The sequence below is a fragment of the Cronobacter sp. EKM101R genome (assembly GCF_963888145.1).
Taxonomy (GTDB): domain Bacteria; phylum Pseudomonadota; class Gammaproteobacteria; order Enterobacterales; family Enterobacteriaceae; genus Cronobacter; species Cronobacter turicensis.
On the sequence record NZ_CAWPHW010000001.1, the window covers coordinates 262,809 to 277,857 of the forward strand.

A 15,049-nucleotide genomic window follows, 5' to 3' on the forward strand; every position below is an offset into this window, starting at 1 on the left:
GTTTGCCTGCGGGACACGTTTTGTCAATCAGATGCCATAACCGGGTGCTGGTGCTGCTGGCGGTCTTGCTGGCCGCCGCCGCCCTGTTGCCCTTTTTAAATTACGCGCCGAACCGGCTGGTGTCCGGCGCGCCGCTCGGCCTCTCCGGGCTTTTTCCTGCTATCGCGCCTGCCTTGTGGGCGCTGCCGCTTTTACTCTGTCTGCTCGCCTGCGTGCCCGGAAAACCGGGGGCGCTGCTGATTCTTATTGCCGCGCAAGCGCTCTTTATCACGCTGCTGTTTGTGACGGGCGACGAGGCGGCGCGGCTGGCTGAAACCGGCAGTCGTCTGGCGCGGACCTCGCCCGGCAGCGGCCTGTGGCTGATGCTCGCGGTCTCGTTGCTCGCTGCAAGCGACGCCATCGGCAGGCTGACGCGCCAGCCGCTCTGGCGCTGGCTGCTACAGGCGCAAATCTGGATTGCGCCGCTCTGGCTTCTGCTGAGCGGTCATTTCGATGCGCTGTCGCTTCTTAAAGAATACGCCAACCGCCAGACGGTGTTTGATGACGCCGCCGCGCGCCACCTGACGCTGCTTTTCGGCACGCTGGCGCCTGCGGTCGTCATCGGCTTGCCGCTCGGGATCCTGTGTCACCGGCGCCCGCGCTGGCAGCCCGGTCTGTTCGCCGCGCTCAATATTATTCAGACGGTGCCGTCGGTGGCGCTGTTCGGTCTGCTGATGGCCCCGCTCGCCGGGCTGGCGCAGACATTTCCGGCGCTCGGCGCGCTGGGCGTCTCCGGCACCGGGCTTGCGCCCGCGCTGATTGCGCTCACGCTCTACGCGCTGCTGCCGCTGGTGCGCGGCGTGGTGGCGGGGCTTGGGCAGGTTCCCGACGCGGTGCGGGAGAGCGCTCGCGGAATGGGCATGTCCGCCTGGCAGCGCTTCTGGCATGTCGATGTGCCGCTGGCGCTGCCCGTCTGGCTGCGCAGCCTGCGGGTGGTGGCGGTGCAGACGGTCGGGATGGCGGTGGTGGCCGCCCTGATTGGCGCAGGCGGATTCGGGGCGCTGGTATTTCAGGGATTACTCAGCAGCGCGCTCGATTTGGTGCTGCTCGGGGTGATCCCGGTCGTGGCGCTGGCGGTAGTGCTGGACGCGCTGTTTACGCTCGCCATCGGCGCGCTGGAGACGAAACGAGATGATTGAATTTCAGCAGGTCAGTAAATTTTATGACGGCGGCGCGGCGGTGAAAGACTTAAGCCTGACGTTCGCCGAAGGCGCGTTTTCGGTGCTTATCGGCACCTCCGGCTCCGGTAAGTCCACTACGCTGAAGATGATTAATCGTCTGGTGGAGCACGACGCGGGCGAGATCCGCTTCGCGGGCGAGGAAATCCGTCAGTTTTCGCCCGAAGCGCTGCGCAGGCGCATGGGGTATGCGATTCAGTCGGTCGGGCTGTTCCCGCACTGGACGGTGGCGCAAAACGTCGCCACGGTGCCGCAGTTGCTGAAATGGCCGAAGGCGCGCATTCAGGCGCGGGTCGATGAGCTGCTCGCGCTGCTTGGGCTCGCGCCTGAAGCGTTTCGCGATCGCTATCCGCATCAGCTCTCCGGCGGGCAGCAGCAGCGCGTCGGCGTGGCGCGCGCGCTGGCGGCCGACCCGGAGGTGTTGCTGATGGACGAGCCGTTCGGCGCGCTCGATCCGGTAACGCGCAGCGCGCTGCAACAGGAGATGCGCCGCATTCATCAGCTGCTCGGGCGCACCATTGTGCTGGTCACGCACGACATCGACGAGGCGCTCGGGCTTGCCCAGCATCTGGTGCTGATGGATAACGGCGAAGTGGTGCAGCAGGGCGCGCCGCTGACGCTGCTCACCGCGCCGCGCAATGATTTCGTGCGTGATTTTTTCGGGCGCAGCGAGCTTGGCGTGCGATTGCTGTCGCTCAAACAGGTGGCGGAATTTATCGAGCCTGGCACAGGCGAGGGCGCGCCAGTGGCGGACACCTTAACGCTGCGCGAGGCGATGTCAGTGTTTGTCGAGCGCCAGTGCGAGGCGCTGTCGGTGGTGGACGCGCAAGGGGCGCACCGCGGCGTGCTGCGCTTTCGTCATCTGGTGAATCAGCGGGAGGCGCGGGGTGAATAGACTGCGCGATCCGCTGCTCTGGCTGGCGCTGCTGTTTGTCGCGCTGTTACTGGCGATGCCGCACAGCGAAGGACTGTTTCACTGGCTGTTTCCGGGGCTGTCGCGCCCGGTTTATCTCCAGGAGAGCTTTGTCGCGCTCACGCTCTCGCATCTCGGCCTGGTGGCGGTCGCGGGCGCGGTGTCGGTCGCCTGCGGCGTCGCGGTGGGGATTGCCGTAACGCGCCCGTGGGGACGCGAGTTCCGCTCGCTTGCCGAAACGCTCGCCGCCGCCGGGCAGACGTTCCCGCCGGTGGCGGTGCTGGCGATTGCCGTGCCGGTGATGGGCTTCGGACGGGAGCCTGCGATTGTCGCGCTCATTCTTTACGGCCTGTTGCCCGTTTTGCAAGGGACGCTCGCGGGACTGAGCGCGGTGCCGGAGGATGTGAAAGAGGTGGCGCGGGGCGTCGGCATGAGCCGCGCTCAAATATTACGCAAAGTGGAGTTGCCGCTGGCGTTCGGGGTGATGCTCGCCGGGATCCGGACGTCGGTGATTATTAATATCGGCACGGCCACCATCGCCTCGACCGTGGGCGCCAGCACGCTCGGCACCCCGATTATCATCGGCCTGAGTGGGTTTAACACGGCGTATGTGATTCAGGGTGCGGTGCTGGTGGCGCTGGCGGCGGTCCTGGTGGACCGGCTCTTTGAGCGCCTGGCGCGGGTTATGAACCGGAATGCAGGATAACGGTGTAGCCGGCTAGCATAACGCCGCCGATACCCCCGATGGCCATCAGGACCATGCCGGTGATAAGCCCGATTCTGACTAATTTCATGCGTTGCTCCTTATGTTAACCGCGTAATTATACGGTGAAGCGCGCCTGTTAATGAACCTTTAAATCGTTTCCGGCTCATGGAGTGAAAAGATGGCGTGTCCCTGCTGATGCCAGGCGGCGATCTGCTCAAGCTGACGCGCCGCGGGCGGCTCTCCGCACCACACCAGCAGCGTTTTGCCAGGAAACAGCTCCGGGCGCAACTGTACCAGCGGCTGCGCCAGCACATCCACCCGCCAGCCTTTCTGCACCGCCACCCAGGCCGCGAGCCAGACCTGCGTCGCATCCTGATGATTCCAGCCGACCACCAGCGCGTCGTTGCCGGGCTTTTTCCATGCCGATTGCAGGCAGAGCGCGATGTAGTTAATCAGAATGCCGTCAAGAAGGCTTAACAGCGCATGCAGCGTGGCATGCTGTAACTGCATCCGGCGGCGCAGCGGGGTATAAAGATGGCGCACCAGCATCTGGGCCGGGTAATCGCGCCCAAGCTCGCTTACCCAGTGGCGCACCTGGCCTGGATTGCCGCTGCGCAGTTTCGTGAGCAGCATCTCCTGTCGCTCGCGCCAGCCTTCCGGCTCATCGGCGCCGTCCTCGCTGAGCAGCGTTTTAACTTTACTGACCTGGACGCCTTGCTCAATCCAGTGTTTGATTTCGCGTATGCGGTCGATGTCCGCCTCGCTGAACAGACGGTGGCCGCCGTCGGTGCGTACGGGTTTGATCAGCCCGTAACGGCGCTGCCACGCGCGCAGCGTCACAGGGTTTACTTCGCAGAGATCGGCCACTTCGCCAATCGTATATAACGCCATACTGGTTCTCTTCGGGAAATGTTACCCGTTAAATGTAGTAGGTGATGCACGAACCGGGAAAAAGAGTTTGTATCCTGTATCCTGGCGGCAAAAGGCGAAAACCACGGCGCAGGACGAAAAAAGGGGAGATATGCATCTCCCCTCGGTTTATGGCGCGGCTGGCGCGTTGGGCGTCAGGTTATTTCACCTGCTGACCCGGCTTCGCGCCGCTGTCCGGGCTCAGCAGGAAGATATCTTTCCCGCCAGGGCCTGCGGCCATGACCATGCCTTCAGAAATACCGAAGCGCATTTTGCGCGGCGCGAGGTTCGCCACCATCACCGTCAGACGGCCAATCAGCGCCTGCGGGTCCGGGTAGGCGGAGCGGATGCCGGAGAAGACGTTGCGTTTTTCGCCGTCGAGATCCAGCGTCAGGCGCAGCAGTTTGTCGGAGCCCTCAACGAATTCCGCGTTTTCAATCAGCGCCACGCGCAGATCGATTTTCGCGAAATCGTCAAACGTGATGGTCTCCTGAATCGGGTTATCCGCCAGCTCGCCGGTCGCAGGCGCGGCAGCCGCTTTCACTTCTTCTTTGGAGGCTTCCACTAACGCTTCCACCTGTTTCATCTCAATACGGTTATAGAGCGCTTTGAAGCTGTTCACTTTATGGCCGAGCAGCGGGGCGTTAACGCCGTCCCAGGTCAGCTCGACATTCAGGAACGCCTCGGCGCGCGCGCACAGCTCCGGCAGTACCGGCTTCAGGTACGTCATCAGCACGCGGAACAGGTTAATGCCCATGGAGCAGATCGCCTGCAGATCGGCGTCGCGGCCTTCCTGTTTAGCGACCACCCACGGGGCCTGTTCGTCAACGTAGCGGTTCGCCAGATCGGCAAGCGCCATGATTTCGCGGATCGCTTTACCAAACTCGCGGCTCTCCCACGCCTCGCCAATCACGGTAGCCGCGTCGGTGAAGGTTTTGTAGAGCGCCGGGTCAGCCAGTTCCGCGGCTAATTCGCCGTCAAAACGTTTAGCGATAAAGCCCGCGTTGCGCGACGCCAGGTTGACCACCTTGTTGACGATATCCGCGTTCACGCGCTGCACGAAATCTTCCAGGTTCAGGTCGATATCGTCGATGCGTGACGAGAGTTTCGCCGCGTAGTAGTAGCGCAGGCTGTCGGCGTCGAAGTGGTTCAGCCAGGTGCTGGCCTTGATGAACGTGCCGCGCGATTTAGACATTTTCGCGCCGTTGACCGTCACATAGCCGTGCACAAACAGGTTGGTCGGTTTGCGGAAACCGCTGCCTTCCAGCATCGCCGGCCAGAACAGGCTGTGGAAATAGACGATATCTTTACCGATGAAGTGATACAGCTCGGTGGCGGAGTCTTTTTTCCAGTATTCCTCGAAGCTCAGGGTATCGCCGCGCTTGTCGCACAGGTTTTTGAACGACCCCATGTAGCCGATAGGCGCATCCAGCCAGACGTAAAAATATTTGCCCGGCGCGTTCGGGATTTCAAAGCCGAAGTAAGGCGCGTCGCGGGAGATATCCCACTGTTGCAGGCCGGATTCAAACCACTCCTGCATTTTGTTCGCCACCTGCTCCTGGAGCGCGCCGGAGCGGGTCCACGCCTGCAGCATTTCGCTGAACGACGGCAGATCGAAGAAGAAGTGTTCAGAATCACGCATCACCGGCGTCGCGCCGGAGACCACCGATTTCGGCTCGATAAGCTCGGTCGGGCTGTAGGTCGCGCCGCACACTTCGCAGTTATCGCCGTACTGATCCGCAGATTTACATTTCGGACAGGTGCCTTTCACGAAACGGTCCGGCAGGAACATGCCTTTCTCAGGATCGTAGAGCTGCGAAATGGTACGGTTTTTAATAAAGCCGTTCTCTTTCAGGCGGGTGTAAATCAGCTCCGACAGCACGCGGTTTTCGTCGCTGTGGGTGGAGTGATAGTTGTCGTAGCTGATGTTAAAGCCCGCGAAATCGGTCTGATGCTCTTTGCTCATCTCGGCAATCATCTGCTCCGGCGTAGTGCCAAGCTGCTGGGCTTTGAGCATGATAGGCGTGCCGTGGGCGTCGTCGGCGCAGATGAAATTAACCTCGTGGCCGCGCATTCGCTGGTAACGGACCCAGACATCAGCCTGGATGTGCTCCAGCATATGGCCGAGGTGGATGGAGCCGTTGGCGTACGGCAGCGCGCACGTTACCAGAATTTTCTTCGCGACTTGAGTCATAGTGAGTATTACGTCTTCTGTGGCAAATGGGGCAGTCATAGTACCCGAATCCACCCGCGTTGAGTACCGCGCGGCGGCAAAAGCGCGCAAAAAAGCAGACGAAAGAGCGGCCTACGGCGAGGCGATGAGCCGCCAGGAATAACACGCGCGAGGGATTCTGAATTGCGGGCGTCTGTGGGATGGATATCAGTGAGGCTGGCGCTAATGCTTTAAAGGTGGGCGGCGTTTTAAAGCGTATCCCAATCGGATAAAAAAGGACTGCTCGCCAGATATGAAAACGTTATCGGCTATTTTCCTGATGTCGCTGGTTAATTTAACCGGCTGCGTGGCTGACCAGGCGACGTTTAATCGCGCCGGCGACGTGCGCATTATCAATGGCGAGGTTTGTATTTATACCGCGCAGGCCGGGCCGGGGGATGTCTTCACGCAGTATGCGGTTTATTCCATCCATGACCCAAACCCAAAGCGCCACGCGGTGCTATTACCTGCGTATCAGACCTGTCTGCCGTACGGCGCTTACCAGAAGGGTGAAGCGTGGGTGGCAGAGTATGTGCTGATGAAGCCGGGCGGTGAACGGCAAAAATACGCCGTATCGTTTATCGCGCCCTGAAGCCAGACGCCCGCTGGTGTGCATAAGCGCACATCAGGCCAGGCTCAACGGGCGTTTAATGTCGTCTTACTCCCCACGACTCTGTTATGATTCTATGACTGCAATTTATTAACATCAGAACAACAAAGGAGTCGGGATGAATTCGCAATCCCAGGCCAAATCCCCCGAGGCGCTGCGTGCGCTGGTCGCCGGGACGTTAGCCAATTTCCAGCACCCCACCCTGAAGCACAACCTCACGGCGCTGAAAGCGCTGCATCACGTCGCCTGGCTTGATGACACCATCCATGTCGAACTGCTGATGCCGTTCGCCTGGCGCAGCGGTTTTGAGGAGCTGAAAGAGCAGGTGAGCGCCGAGCTGCTGCGTTTAACCGGCGCGAGCGCGATCGACTGGAAGCTGTCCCACAGCATCGCCACCTTAAAACGCGTGAAAAACCAGCCGGGCGTGAACGGTGTGAAAAACATCATCGCGATCAGCTCCGGCAAGGGCGGTGTAGGGAAATCCTCTACTGCCGTCAACCTGGCGCTGGCGCTGGCGGCGGAAGGCGCGAAAGTGGGCATTCTGGATGCCGATATCTACGGCCCGTCGGTGCCGACGATGCTGGGCGCGGAAGGCGAACGCCCGACCTCGCCGGACGGCACGCACATGGCGCCGATTATGTCTCACGGTCTTGCCACCAACTCCATCGGTTACCTGGTGACCGACGATAACGCCATGGTGTGGCGCGGTCCGATGGCGAGCAAAGCGCTGCTGCAACTGCTGCAGGAAACCATGTGGCCGGATCTCGACTATCTGGTGCTGGATATGCCGCCGGGCACCGGCGACATTCAGCTGACGCTTGCCCAGAACATCCCGGTGACCGGCGCGGTGGTGGTGACCACGCCGCAGGACATCGCGCTTATCGACGCTAAAAAAGGCATCGTGATGTTTGAAAAAGTGGAAGTGCCGGTGCTTGGCATCGTTGAGAACATGAGTATGCATATTTGCAGCAACTGCGGTCATCACGAGCCGATTTTCGGCACCGGCGGCGCGCAGAAGCTGGCGGAAACCTACCGCACCCAGTTGCTGGGCCAGATGCCGCTGCATATTACGCTGCGTGAAGACCTCGACCGCGGCCAGCCGACCGTGGTCTCCCGCCCGGAGAGCGAGTTCACCACCATTTACCGCCAGCTGGCGGGCCGTGTGGCGGCGCAGCTCTACTGGGAAGGCGAAGTGATCCCGGGCGATATCGCGTTTCGCGCGGTGTGATGCCGGGTCGTTGTCGCTAAAATGAAAAACGCCTCCCACGGGAGGCGTTTTTTATGGATCAGGGTTTGCGAAAATGCAGGAGCACATAGGCGCCTTCCGGGGCGTCGCCGTGTCCTTCCTCCACCCAGCCGTGACGGGCGTAAAAGCGCAGCGCGCGTGCGTTTTTCTCCATACATTTCAGCGCGCCGGTGCTGGTAAACCGCGCCTGCACGGCCTCCAGCAGCGCCGCGCCGACGCCGCGCCCCTGGGCGTCTGGCGCCACAAAGAGATGATGCAGAAAGTTGTCATTGTCAGCGATGGACGCGAACCCCAGCCGGTGGCCGTCCTCCTGCGCCACCAGAATCGTTTCGCCGAGCGTGTCGGCGTCAAAATCCTCCAGTCGCCATTCGCTGGGGTCAAGCCACGGCCACCCCTCGCGGCGGGCGTGCAGATAGAGCGTGCGTAAAAACGGGCGATCGCTCTCCTCCCACGGTCTAATCTCCATAACGGTCTCCTTTATAAACGACGCTGACCTGCTGTTTTTTTGGTTTTCTTCATAGAAAGTTATGGCACAGCAGCGTATTTTACGCGCTCTTAATTGTCAGAGCGGAGCGTGGACGTGTACGAGTTCAATCTGGTGTTATTGCTGCTCCAGCAGATGTGCGTGTTTCTGGTGATCGCCTGGCTGATGAGCAAAACGCGGTTGTTTATTCCGCTGATCCAGGTGTCGATTCGCCTGCCGCATAAACTGTTGTGCTACGTTACGTTCTCTGGTTTCTGCATTATGGGCACCTATTTCGGCCTGCATATCCAGGACTCCATCGCTAATACCCGCGCGATTGGCGCCGTCATGGGCGGCCTGCTCGGCGGGCCGCTGGTGGGCGGCCTGGTGGGGCTCACCGGCGGTTTGCATCGCTATTCGCTCGGCGGCATGACCGCGCTGAGCTGCATGGTGTCAACGATTGTCGAAGGGCTGCTCGGCGGGATCGTTCACCGCTGGCTGATTCGTCGCGGGCGCACCGATAAAATCTTTAACCCTTTTACCGCAGGCGCGATTACGCTGGTGGCGGAGATTGTCCAGATGGGCATTATTCTGCTGATTGCCCGCCCGTTCGGCGACGCGCTGCATCTGGTGCAAAACATCGCCGCGCCCATGGTGGTCACGAATACCGTCGGGGCCGCGATGTTCATGCGCATTCTGCTCGACAAGCGCGCGATGTTTGAGAAATACACCACGGCGTTTTCCGCCACCGCGCTGAAGGTCGCCTCTGCGACAGAAGGGATCCTGCGCCAGGGGTTTAACGTCGAAAACAGCATGAAGGTGGCGCAGGTGATTCGCCAGGAGCTGGAGATAGGCGCGGTCGCCATTACCGATCGCGAACAGCTGCTGGCCTTTACCGGCATCGGTATGGATCACCATCTGCCTGGCAGCCCCATTTCGTCGCCCTGGACGCTGCGGGCGATCGAGTCCGGCGAAGTGGTTTACGCCGACGGCAACGAAGTGCCGTACCGCTGTTCGCTGCACCCGAACTGTAAGCTCGGCTCGACGCTGGTGATCCCGCTTCGCGGCGAGAACCGTAAGGTGGTCGGCACCATCAAGCTGTATGAGCCCAAGCACCGTCTGTTCAGCTCGATTAACCGCACGCTGGGAGAAGGGATCGCGCAACTGCTTTCCGCGCAAATCCTGGCGGGCCAGTATGAGCGCCAGAAGCAGCTGCTCACCCAGTCGGAGATCAAGCTGCTGCATGCCCAGGTGAACCCGCATTTCCTGTTTAACGCGCTGAACACGCTGATGGCGGTGATCCGCCGCGACAGCGATCAGGCCTGCCAGCTGGTGCAGTATCTCTCGACATTTTTCCGCAAAAACCTCAAGCGCCCGACGGATGTGGTGTCGCTCGCCGATGAAATCGACCATGTGAACGCGTATCTGCAAATCGAACAGGCGCGGTTTCAGTCGCATTTACAGGTGAGCATGAACCTGCCCGATGAGCTGCGCCATATCCGGCTGCCCGCGTTTACGTTGCAGCCGATTGTCGAGAACGCCATTAAGCACGGCACCTCGCAGCTTTTAGGACCGGGCGAAATCGCCCTGCGCGGCAGCCGCGACGACGAGCATCTGGTGCTGGAAATTGAAGACAACGCCGGGCTCTATCAGCCCAACGCCGCGAACAACGGCCTTGGCATGAGCCTGGTGGATAAACGACTGCGCGCGCGCTTCGGCGACGAGTGCGGCATTTCGGTCGCCTGTGAACAGGACCGCTTTACCCGGATTACCTTACGTTTACCGCTGGAGGGAACGACATGATTAGCGTGCTGATTGTCGATGACGAGCCGCTGGCGCGAGAGAATCTGCGTCTTCTGCTGAAAGAAGAGGCGGATATCGAGGTGGTGGGCGAATGCGCCAACGCCGTGGAGGCTATCGGCGCGGTGCACCGCCTGCGCCCGGACGTGGTCTTTCTCGATATCCAGATGCCGCGCATCTCCGGTCTCGAAATGGTCGGGATGCTCGACCCCGACACCCGCCCGTGGATTGTCTTTCTGACGGCGTTTGACGAATACGCCGTGCAGGCGTTTGAAGAGCATGCCTTTGATTATCTGCTCAAACCGATTGAGACCGCGCGCCTGCAAAAGACGCTGACGCGGATGCGCAACGAGCGGCGCGAGCAGGATATGTCGCCGATCACCGAGCGCCAGGAGGCGCTGAAATTTATTCCCTGCACTGGCCACAGCCGCATTTACCTGCTGCAAATGGAGGACGTGGCGTTTGTCGCCAGCCGCATGAGCGGCGTGTATGTCACGAGCGGGCAAGGGCAGGAAGGTTTCACCGAGCTGACGCTGCGCACGCTGGAGAGCCGCACGCCGCTCATGCGCTGCCACCGGCAGTATCTGGTCAACATGGCGCACCTGAAAGAGATCCGGCTGGAGGAGAACGGCCAGGCGGAGCTGCTGCTGCGCCACGGCCAGACGGTGCCGGTCAGCCGCCGTTATCTCAAAACCCTGAAAGAAGCGCTCGGACTGCGCGGATAGGCGCGTGATTATCGCGGCGGTAAAATAAATGTTATCGCCCCGTACATCTTTTTCCTCGTTTGCCGATAACGGGAAGATATATCCGTATCAGGCAAAAATGAGGACTTCTTGATGGGCCTGCTTAAAGACTTTTCCATCCGCGCAGTGATGCTGACGGTGCTCGGCGTACTCTGCGTGTTATGGGCGGCCGTGGGCGTCTACAGCGTCTATTCGCTCTCGGCGATGGCCGATGGCAACCGTGTGGACCGCCAGCTGGTGTCGCAAATGACCGTGCTCAGCAAAGGCAACGATCAGTATTTCCGCTTCGTCACCCGTCTTACCCGCGCCATGGAAAACGGCACGCCGGACGCCAAATCGCTCGAATCCGTGCAGCAGGCGCTCGACAGCATGTCGCGCCAGCTCGACGCGTTTAAACAGCTCTCCCCCGGCCCGCTCGATCCGGCCGTATCGCAAAAAGTGATCGCCGACTGGCAGAAGCTGCTCGATGAAGGTGTGATCCCGCAAATGAAACTGGCGCGCGAAGGCACGCCGGAGGCATACCGCGCCCATGCCGGTAAAGTGACGCCGGTCTTCAGCCGCGCGTTTGGCGCGAGCGCCGAGAAATTCAACGCCGCGGCGGGCGCCAAGCTTGACGCCACCCGCGAGCGCGTCGACAGCATGACCGTCACCACCAAAACGGTGATTATTATTGCGGTGATCATTGGTCTGCTCCTGTTGCTGCTGACCGACCGCTATCTGGTGGCGCTGCTGGTGAAGCCGCTTGAGAAAATCCGCAACCACTTCACCCTGATTGCGGGAGGCGATCTCAGCCAGCCGGTTGAACCGTTTGGCCGCAACTGCGTCGGTAAACTGGTGCCGCTGCTGACCGCGATGCAGGATCAACTGCGCGAAGCCGTGAGCGCGATTCGCCACGGCAGCGAAAATATCTGGCGCGGCGCGTCGGAAATTTCCGCGGGCAATAATGATCTTTCGTCACGTACCGAAGAGCAGGCCGCCGCGCTGGAGCAGACCGCCGCCAGTATGGAAGAGTTGACCTCTACCGTGCGCCTTAACGCCGAGAACGCCCGTCAGGCGAGCGAGCTGGCGCATGCCGCCTCGGAAAACGCCGGTAAAGGCGGCCAGCTGGCGCAGAATGTTATCGAGACCATGCAGGGGATTTCCGGCAGTTCGAAGAAAATCGCCGATATTACCAGCGTGATTAATAGCATTGCGTTCCAGACCAACATCCTGGCGCTCAACGCCGCCGTTGAAGCGGCGCGCGCAGGCGAGCAGGGCCGCGGCTTCGCGGTCGTCGCAGGCGAAGTACGCAACCTTGCGAGCCGCAGCGCTGAGGCCGCCCGTGAAATCGAAACGCTCATCACCGAATCGGTCGAGCGTATCGATAAAGGTTCGGAGCTGGTCAACGCGGCGGGGGATTCGATGGCGGAAATCTATCGCGGCGTATCGAACGTCAGCACGATCATCAAACAGATCGCTTCGGCGTCTGAAGAACAGAGCAAGGGCATCTCGCAGGTGGGGCTGGCTATCACCCAGATGGACACCGTCACCCAGCAGAACGCCTCGCTGGTGGAGCAGGTTTCCGCCGCCGCCGCCGCGCTGGAGCGTCAGACCGAAGAGCTGCAAAGCACCGTGCAGAAGTTCCGCCTCTCGGCCTGATCTTCTCCGTCGTTGTAATAAAAAAGCCGCCTGTGAGGGCGGCTTTTTGGTTTACTCAAGCCCCAGCGCGGCGCTGAGGTGCGCTATCTCCTTACGCCACTCGGCTTGCAGCGCCGGTTTTTGATGGCGTGGTTTGCGTTCGAGATCGGCATTCAGCCGCGTTTCCAGGTCAATCAGCCGCTCCAGCAGGCGCGTGTCGCTGTTTGTCTCAGGCGGCGTGGTGACTGCATGAGCCTCATCCATCGCCTCCTGCGTCGGCGCGGCGCGCAGGCGCGCCATCAGCGCGTCCATATTGTGCCACTCGCTCAAACCGCCATCCTCCACGAGCCAGAAGCGGTTACAGCTCGCTTCCATCAGCGTTCTGTCGTGCGTCACCAGCAACAGCCCGCCTGCGAACGTTTGCAGGGTTTGCGCCAGCGCCTCTTTGCCTTCCATGTCGAGATGGTTGGTGGGTTCATCAAGCATCAACAGCGAATAGCGCGCGAGCGACAGGCCGACAAACAGCAGGCGCGAGCGCTCACCGCCGCTGAGCGTGTCGACCCGCTGCCCGTGCCGCGCCCACGGAAAACCGGCGCTGATAAGCGCGAGCTTACGCTGTTGCAGTTCCGGGGCGAACGGCTCCAGCGCCTCCAGCAGCGTGGCGTTATCCGGTAGCTGATGCAGCGACTGATCGTAATACCCGAGCGACACGCGCGGATGAAATGTGACGCCGGGACCCGTTTCCGCCGTCTGCCACTGCTGCCACAGCAGGCGCAGCAGCGATGACTTGCCGCAGCCGTTATGGCCGAGCAGCGCCACGCGATCGCCGCTCTTGAGCCGCGCCAGCGGCAGAGTAAACAGCGTGGGGGCGTCAGGCGCCGCGCTGACGGCCAGATTTTCCAGCTCAAGCAGACGGTCCGCCGCCAGCGCATCGCCGCAAAGCGTCAACTGCCAGCGGCTGCCCTGCGCCAGTTCAGTTTGCTCCTCCTTAAGCCGTGCGACCTGCTTTTCCATCTGTTTGGCTTTGCGCGCCAGGTCTTCGTTGTCATAAACCTGCCCCCACGTGGCGAGCCGTTTCGCGCTCGCCGTGACGCGGTCTATCTCTTTTTGCTCCGCTTTACGGCGCAGCGCATCGCTCTCATCGCGCGCCACCAGCGCCGCACGGGCCGCCGTACAGGGGAGATCGAACGCCTGGAGCTGACCGTCGCGCAGGATCCAGGTGCGGTTAGTTACGCTGTCCAGCAGCGCGCTGTCGTGGGAGACCAGAATAAAGCTGCCGTTCCAGCGCGCCAGAAACTGCTCCAGCCACAGCAGGGTGGGAAGATCGAGATGGTTGCCTGGCTCATCAAGCAACAGCAGATCGGGCGAGACGATAAGGGCGCGCGCCAGCAGCAGACGGGTATGCTGGCCGCCGCTGAGCGAGCCTGCCGTCAGCGACCAGGCGGCCTCGGCAAAACCCATATTCGCCAGCAACGCCTGCGCCCGCCAGGCGCTGCTTTCGCGCTCGGTTTCCGGCAGCCGGGCCAGCAGCGCTTCAAGTAGCGTCTGCTGATGCAGCTCGTCCGGCAGATGTTGCTCCACGCGCGCCAGCAGGCAGCGCGCCGCGCGCGTCACAACGCCTTCGGCGGGCGCAAGGGTGCCGTCCAGCGCTTTCAGCAGCGTGCTTTTGCCGCAGCCGTTATGTCCAATCAGGCCAATGCGGTCGCCTTTTTTCAGGGTAAAGGAAAGGGCGTTCAGCACCGGGCCAAACGGAGAATCAATGCGCAGAGAGTGCGCCGTCAGTAATGTGCTCATCGCTTACTCAGAATTTTCAGGCATAACAATGCCTCGTCAAACATCGCTGACGATAATCTGGTAAGCCCTGGAGAAGGGTTATGTGATGGGATCTTCGCTCAGGGTCCAGTTATCGCAGCACGATACCGGTAATGCCTGAGCTCTGGCGATCGCCAAAATGATGTGAATAGTCAAACAATTCACAGCACAGCATAAGAGTCCTCCTTTTATATTCATCAGGTTGATGGGTAGGGCGAGTGTAGCGGGCGGAGCGTTTTTGCACCACTACGCGTATTGAGGGGTGTGAGCTAAAAAACGTTTTGAGGTAACGACAGGAAAGACGCGCCTGAGCGCCGGGCGGCGTTTCAGGCGCAGAAGGATTAACGGTGGTAGAAAATGTCGCCGTTCATGGCGCGCACGACTTTGCCATCGGCATCGGTAATAAGCACGTAGTAGCCGCCCATGTACGTCCAGTGGGTGCCCGCTTCAGGGGCGGGCAGGTTGCGGATCTGCCATTGTTTGATGTTGTACTGCTCGGTGCGGTAGAGGTCCGGCACGATGTCGCCGATGGTGTATTTTTTGGAATCGGAGTGAAACTCTTTCACTTCATAGCTATCGATGGATTTCGGTTTTACGACATCTGCGGCGAATGCAGAGGCCACCGACATCAACAGTACTCCCGCTACGATCATTCTGGTTTTCAACATACCTTCTCCACATGTCAGGGCGCTGCGCCCCGTTGATTTTGTTACCGTCAGGCCGCTATCTTCCTGCGCCATCCCCGGCCGGGCAAGGCTAATTATGTATAAAAAAATGAAGCGGATAGCAATCGGCGTTGAG

14 protein-coding genes are annotated in these 15,049 nt (G+C 60.8%); 8 read left to right on the forward strand and 6 right to left on the reverse strand.

Translation table 11 applies throughout. The annotated features are described in order from the left end of the window. The first annotated feature begins 20 nt into the window (after nucleotides 1-20). Genes AACV31_RS01310 through AACV31_RS01320 form a run of 3 tightly spaced genes read left to right on the forward strand, consistent with a single transcriptional unit; the run spans nucleotide 21 to nucleotide 2,836 of the window. Complete coding sequence (locus AACV31_RS01310) at nucleotides 21-1,178, forward strand: ABC transporter permease (protein ID WP_165154736.1); 1,158 nt, start codon at nucleotides 21-23, stop codon at nucleotides 1,176-1,178. Beyond that, nucleotides 1,171-2,112 (forward strand): ABC transporter ATP-binding protein, encoded by a 942-nt coding sequence (locus AACV31_RS01315; RefSeq protein ID WP_015741832.1) that lies wholly within the window; start codon nucleotides 1,171-1,173, stop codon nucleotides 2,110-2,112. The genes AACV31_RS01310 and AACV31_RS01315 overlap by 8 nt, the downstream gene beginning before the upstream one ends. Next, entirely contained in the window at nucleotides 2,105-2,836 is a 732-nt protein-coding gene (locus tag AACV31_RS01320) for an ABC transporter permease (protein ID WP_007762514.1), read from the forward strand. The genes AACV31_RS01315 and AACV31_RS01320 overlap by 8 nt, the downstream gene beginning before the upstream one ends. On the opposite strand, the gene AACV31_RS01325 is transcribed toward AACV31_RS01320, so the two are convergent. From AACV31_RS01325 to metG, 3 genes are all read right to left on the reverse strand, one after another. Next, nucleotides 2,814-2,924 carry a protein YohO gene (locus AACV31_RS01325; protein ID WP_015741830.1) on the reverse strand — a complete coding sequence of 37 codons (111 nt, stop codon included), beginning with the start codon at nucleotides 2,922-2,924 and terminating at the stop codon, nucleotides 2,814-2,816. The genes AACV31_RS01320 and AACV31_RS01325 overlap by 23 nt on opposite strands. A 59-nt stretch (nucleotides 2,925-2,983) precedes the next feature. After that, a complete protein-coding gene (locus AACV31_RS01330) occupies nucleotides 2,984-3,727 on the reverse strand; it encodes a MerR family transcriptional regulator (protein ID WP_007762512.1) in 744 nt (247 codons plus the stop codon). Nucleotides 3,728-3,905: 178 nt separating this feature from the next. After that, nucleotides 3,906-5,939 (reverse strand): methionine--tRNA ligase, encoded by a 2,034-nt coding sequence (gene metG / locus AACV31_RS01335; RefSeq protein ID WP_165154734.1) that lies wholly within the window; start codon nucleotides 5,937-5,939, stop codon nucleotides 3,906-3,908. Nucleotides 5,940-6,210: 271 nt separating this feature from the next. On the opposite strand from metG, the gene AACV31_RS01340 reads away from it, so the two are divergent. Next, nucleotides 6,211-6,549, forward strand: coding sequence for a putative T6SS immunity periplasmic lipoprotein (locus tag AACV31_RS01340; protein WP_161588510.1), 339 nt, complete (start codon nucleotides 6,211-6,213; stop codon nucleotides 6,547-6,549). 136 nt (nucleotides 6,550-6,685) lie between these two features. Next, nucleotides 6,686-7,795 (forward strand): iron-sulfur cluster carrier protein ApbC, encoded by a 1,110-nt coding sequence (apbC, locus tag AACV31_RS01345; RefSeq protein WP_038856763.1) that lies wholly within the window; start codon nucleotides 6,686-6,688, stop codon nucleotides 7,793-7,795. Between the two features lie 58 nt (nucleotides 7,796-7,853). Here the strand turns inward: apbC and AACV31_RS01350 are convergent, their stop codons facing one another. Next, entirely contained in the window at nucleotides 7,854-8,279 is a 426-nt protein-coding gene (locus tag AACV31_RS01350) for a GNAT family N-acetyltransferase (protein ID WP_075197683.1), read from the reverse strand. Between the two features lie 114 nt (nucleotides 8,280-8,393). Between AACV31_RS01350 and AACV31_RS01355 the strand changes: the two genes are divergently transcribed. The 3 genes from AACV31_RS01355 to AACV31_RS01365 all read left to right on the forward strand — a co-directional run bounded on the left by AACV31_RS01355 (nucleotide 8,394) and on the right by AACV31_RS01365 (nucleotide 12,457). Then, on the forward strand, nucleotides 8,394-10,079 hold the full coding sequence (locus AACV31_RS01355) for a sensor histidine kinase (RefSeq protein ID WP_165154724.1): 1,686 nt from the start codon (nucleotides 8,394-8,396) through the stop codon (nucleotides 10,077-10,079). Then, nucleotides 10,076-10,801, forward strand: coding sequence for a two-component system response regulator BtsR (btsR, locus tag AACV31_RS01360; RefSeq protein WP_007762493.1), 726 nt, complete (start codon nucleotides 10,076-10,078; stop codon nucleotides 10,799-10,801). Before AACV31_RS01355 ends, btsR begins: the two co-directional genes overlap by 4 nt. A gap of 111 nt (nucleotides 10,802-10,912) precedes the next feature. Continuing rightward, nucleotides 10,913-12,457, forward strand: coding sequence for a methyl-accepting chemotaxis protein (locus AACV31_RS01365; RefSeq protein WP_165154722.1), 1,545 nt, complete (start codon nucleotides 10,913-10,915; stop codon nucleotides 12,455-12,457). Between the two features lie 51 nt (nucleotides 12,458-12,508). Here the strand turns inward: AACV31_RS01365 and AACV31_RS01370 are convergent, their stop codons facing one another. Together AACV31_RS01370 and AACV31_RS01375 are read right to left on the reverse strand one after the other, a co-directional pair. Continuing rightward, complete coding sequence (locus tag AACV31_RS01370; RefSeq protein ID WP_165154720.1) at nucleotides 12,509-14,230, reverse strand: ABC-F family ATP-binding cassette domain-containing protein; 1,722 nt, start codon at nucleotides 14,228-14,230, stop codon at nucleotides 12,509-12,511. 359 nt (nucleotides 14,231-14,589) lie between these two features. Continuing rightward, nucleotides 14,590-14,916, reverse strand: coding sequence for an RcnB family protein (locus tag AACV31_RS01375; protein ID WP_032804767.1), 327 nt, complete (start codon nucleotides 14,914-14,916; stop codon nucleotides 14,590-14,592). Nucleotides 14,917-15,049: the final 133 nt, after the last annotated feature.

Coding starts and splice junctions, on each gene's coding strand:
- AACV31_RS01365 (WP_165154722.1), top strand. CDS start 10,913: ATGGGCCTGCTTAAAGACTTTTCCATCCGCGCAGTGATGCTGACGGTG.
- apbC (WP_038856763.1), top strand. CDS start 6,686: ATGAATTCGCAATCCCAGGCCAAATCCCCCGAGGCGCTGCGTGCGCTG.
- btsR (WP_007762493.1), top strand. CDS start 10,076: ATGATTAGCGTGCTGATTGTCGATGACGAGCCGCTGGCGCGAGAGAAT.
- AACV31_RS01370 (WP_165154720.1), bottom strand. CDS start 14,230: ATGAGCACATTACTGACGGCGCACTCTCTGCGCATTGATTCTCCGTTT.
- AACV31_RS01340 (WP_161588510.1), top strand. CDS start 6,211: ATGAAAACGTTATCGGCTATTTTCCTGATGTCGCTGGTTAATTTAACC.
- AACV31_RS01330 (WP_007762512.1), bottom strand. CDS start 3,727: ATGGCGTTATATACGATTGGCGAAGTGGCCGATCTCTGCGAAGTAAAC.
- AACV31_RS01375 (WP_032804767.1), bottom strand. CDS start 14,916: ATGTTGAAAACCAGAATGATCGTAGCGGGAGTACTGTTGATGTCGGTG.
- AACV31_RS01315 (WP_015741832.1), top strand. CDS start 1,171: ATGATTGAATTTCAGCAGGTCAGTAAATTTTATGACGGCGGCGCGGCG.
- AACV31_RS01325 (WP_015741830.1), bottom strand. CDS start 2,924: ATGAAATTAGTCAGAATCGGGCTTATCACCGGCATGGTCCTGATGGCC.
- metG (WP_165154734.1), bottom strand. CDS start 5,939: ATGACTCAAGTCGCGAAGAAAATTCTGGTAACGTGCGCGCTGCCGTAC.
- AACV31_RS01350 (WP_075197683.1), bottom strand. CDS start 8,279: ATGGAGATTAGACCGTGGGAGGAGAGCGATCGCCCGTTTTTACGCACG.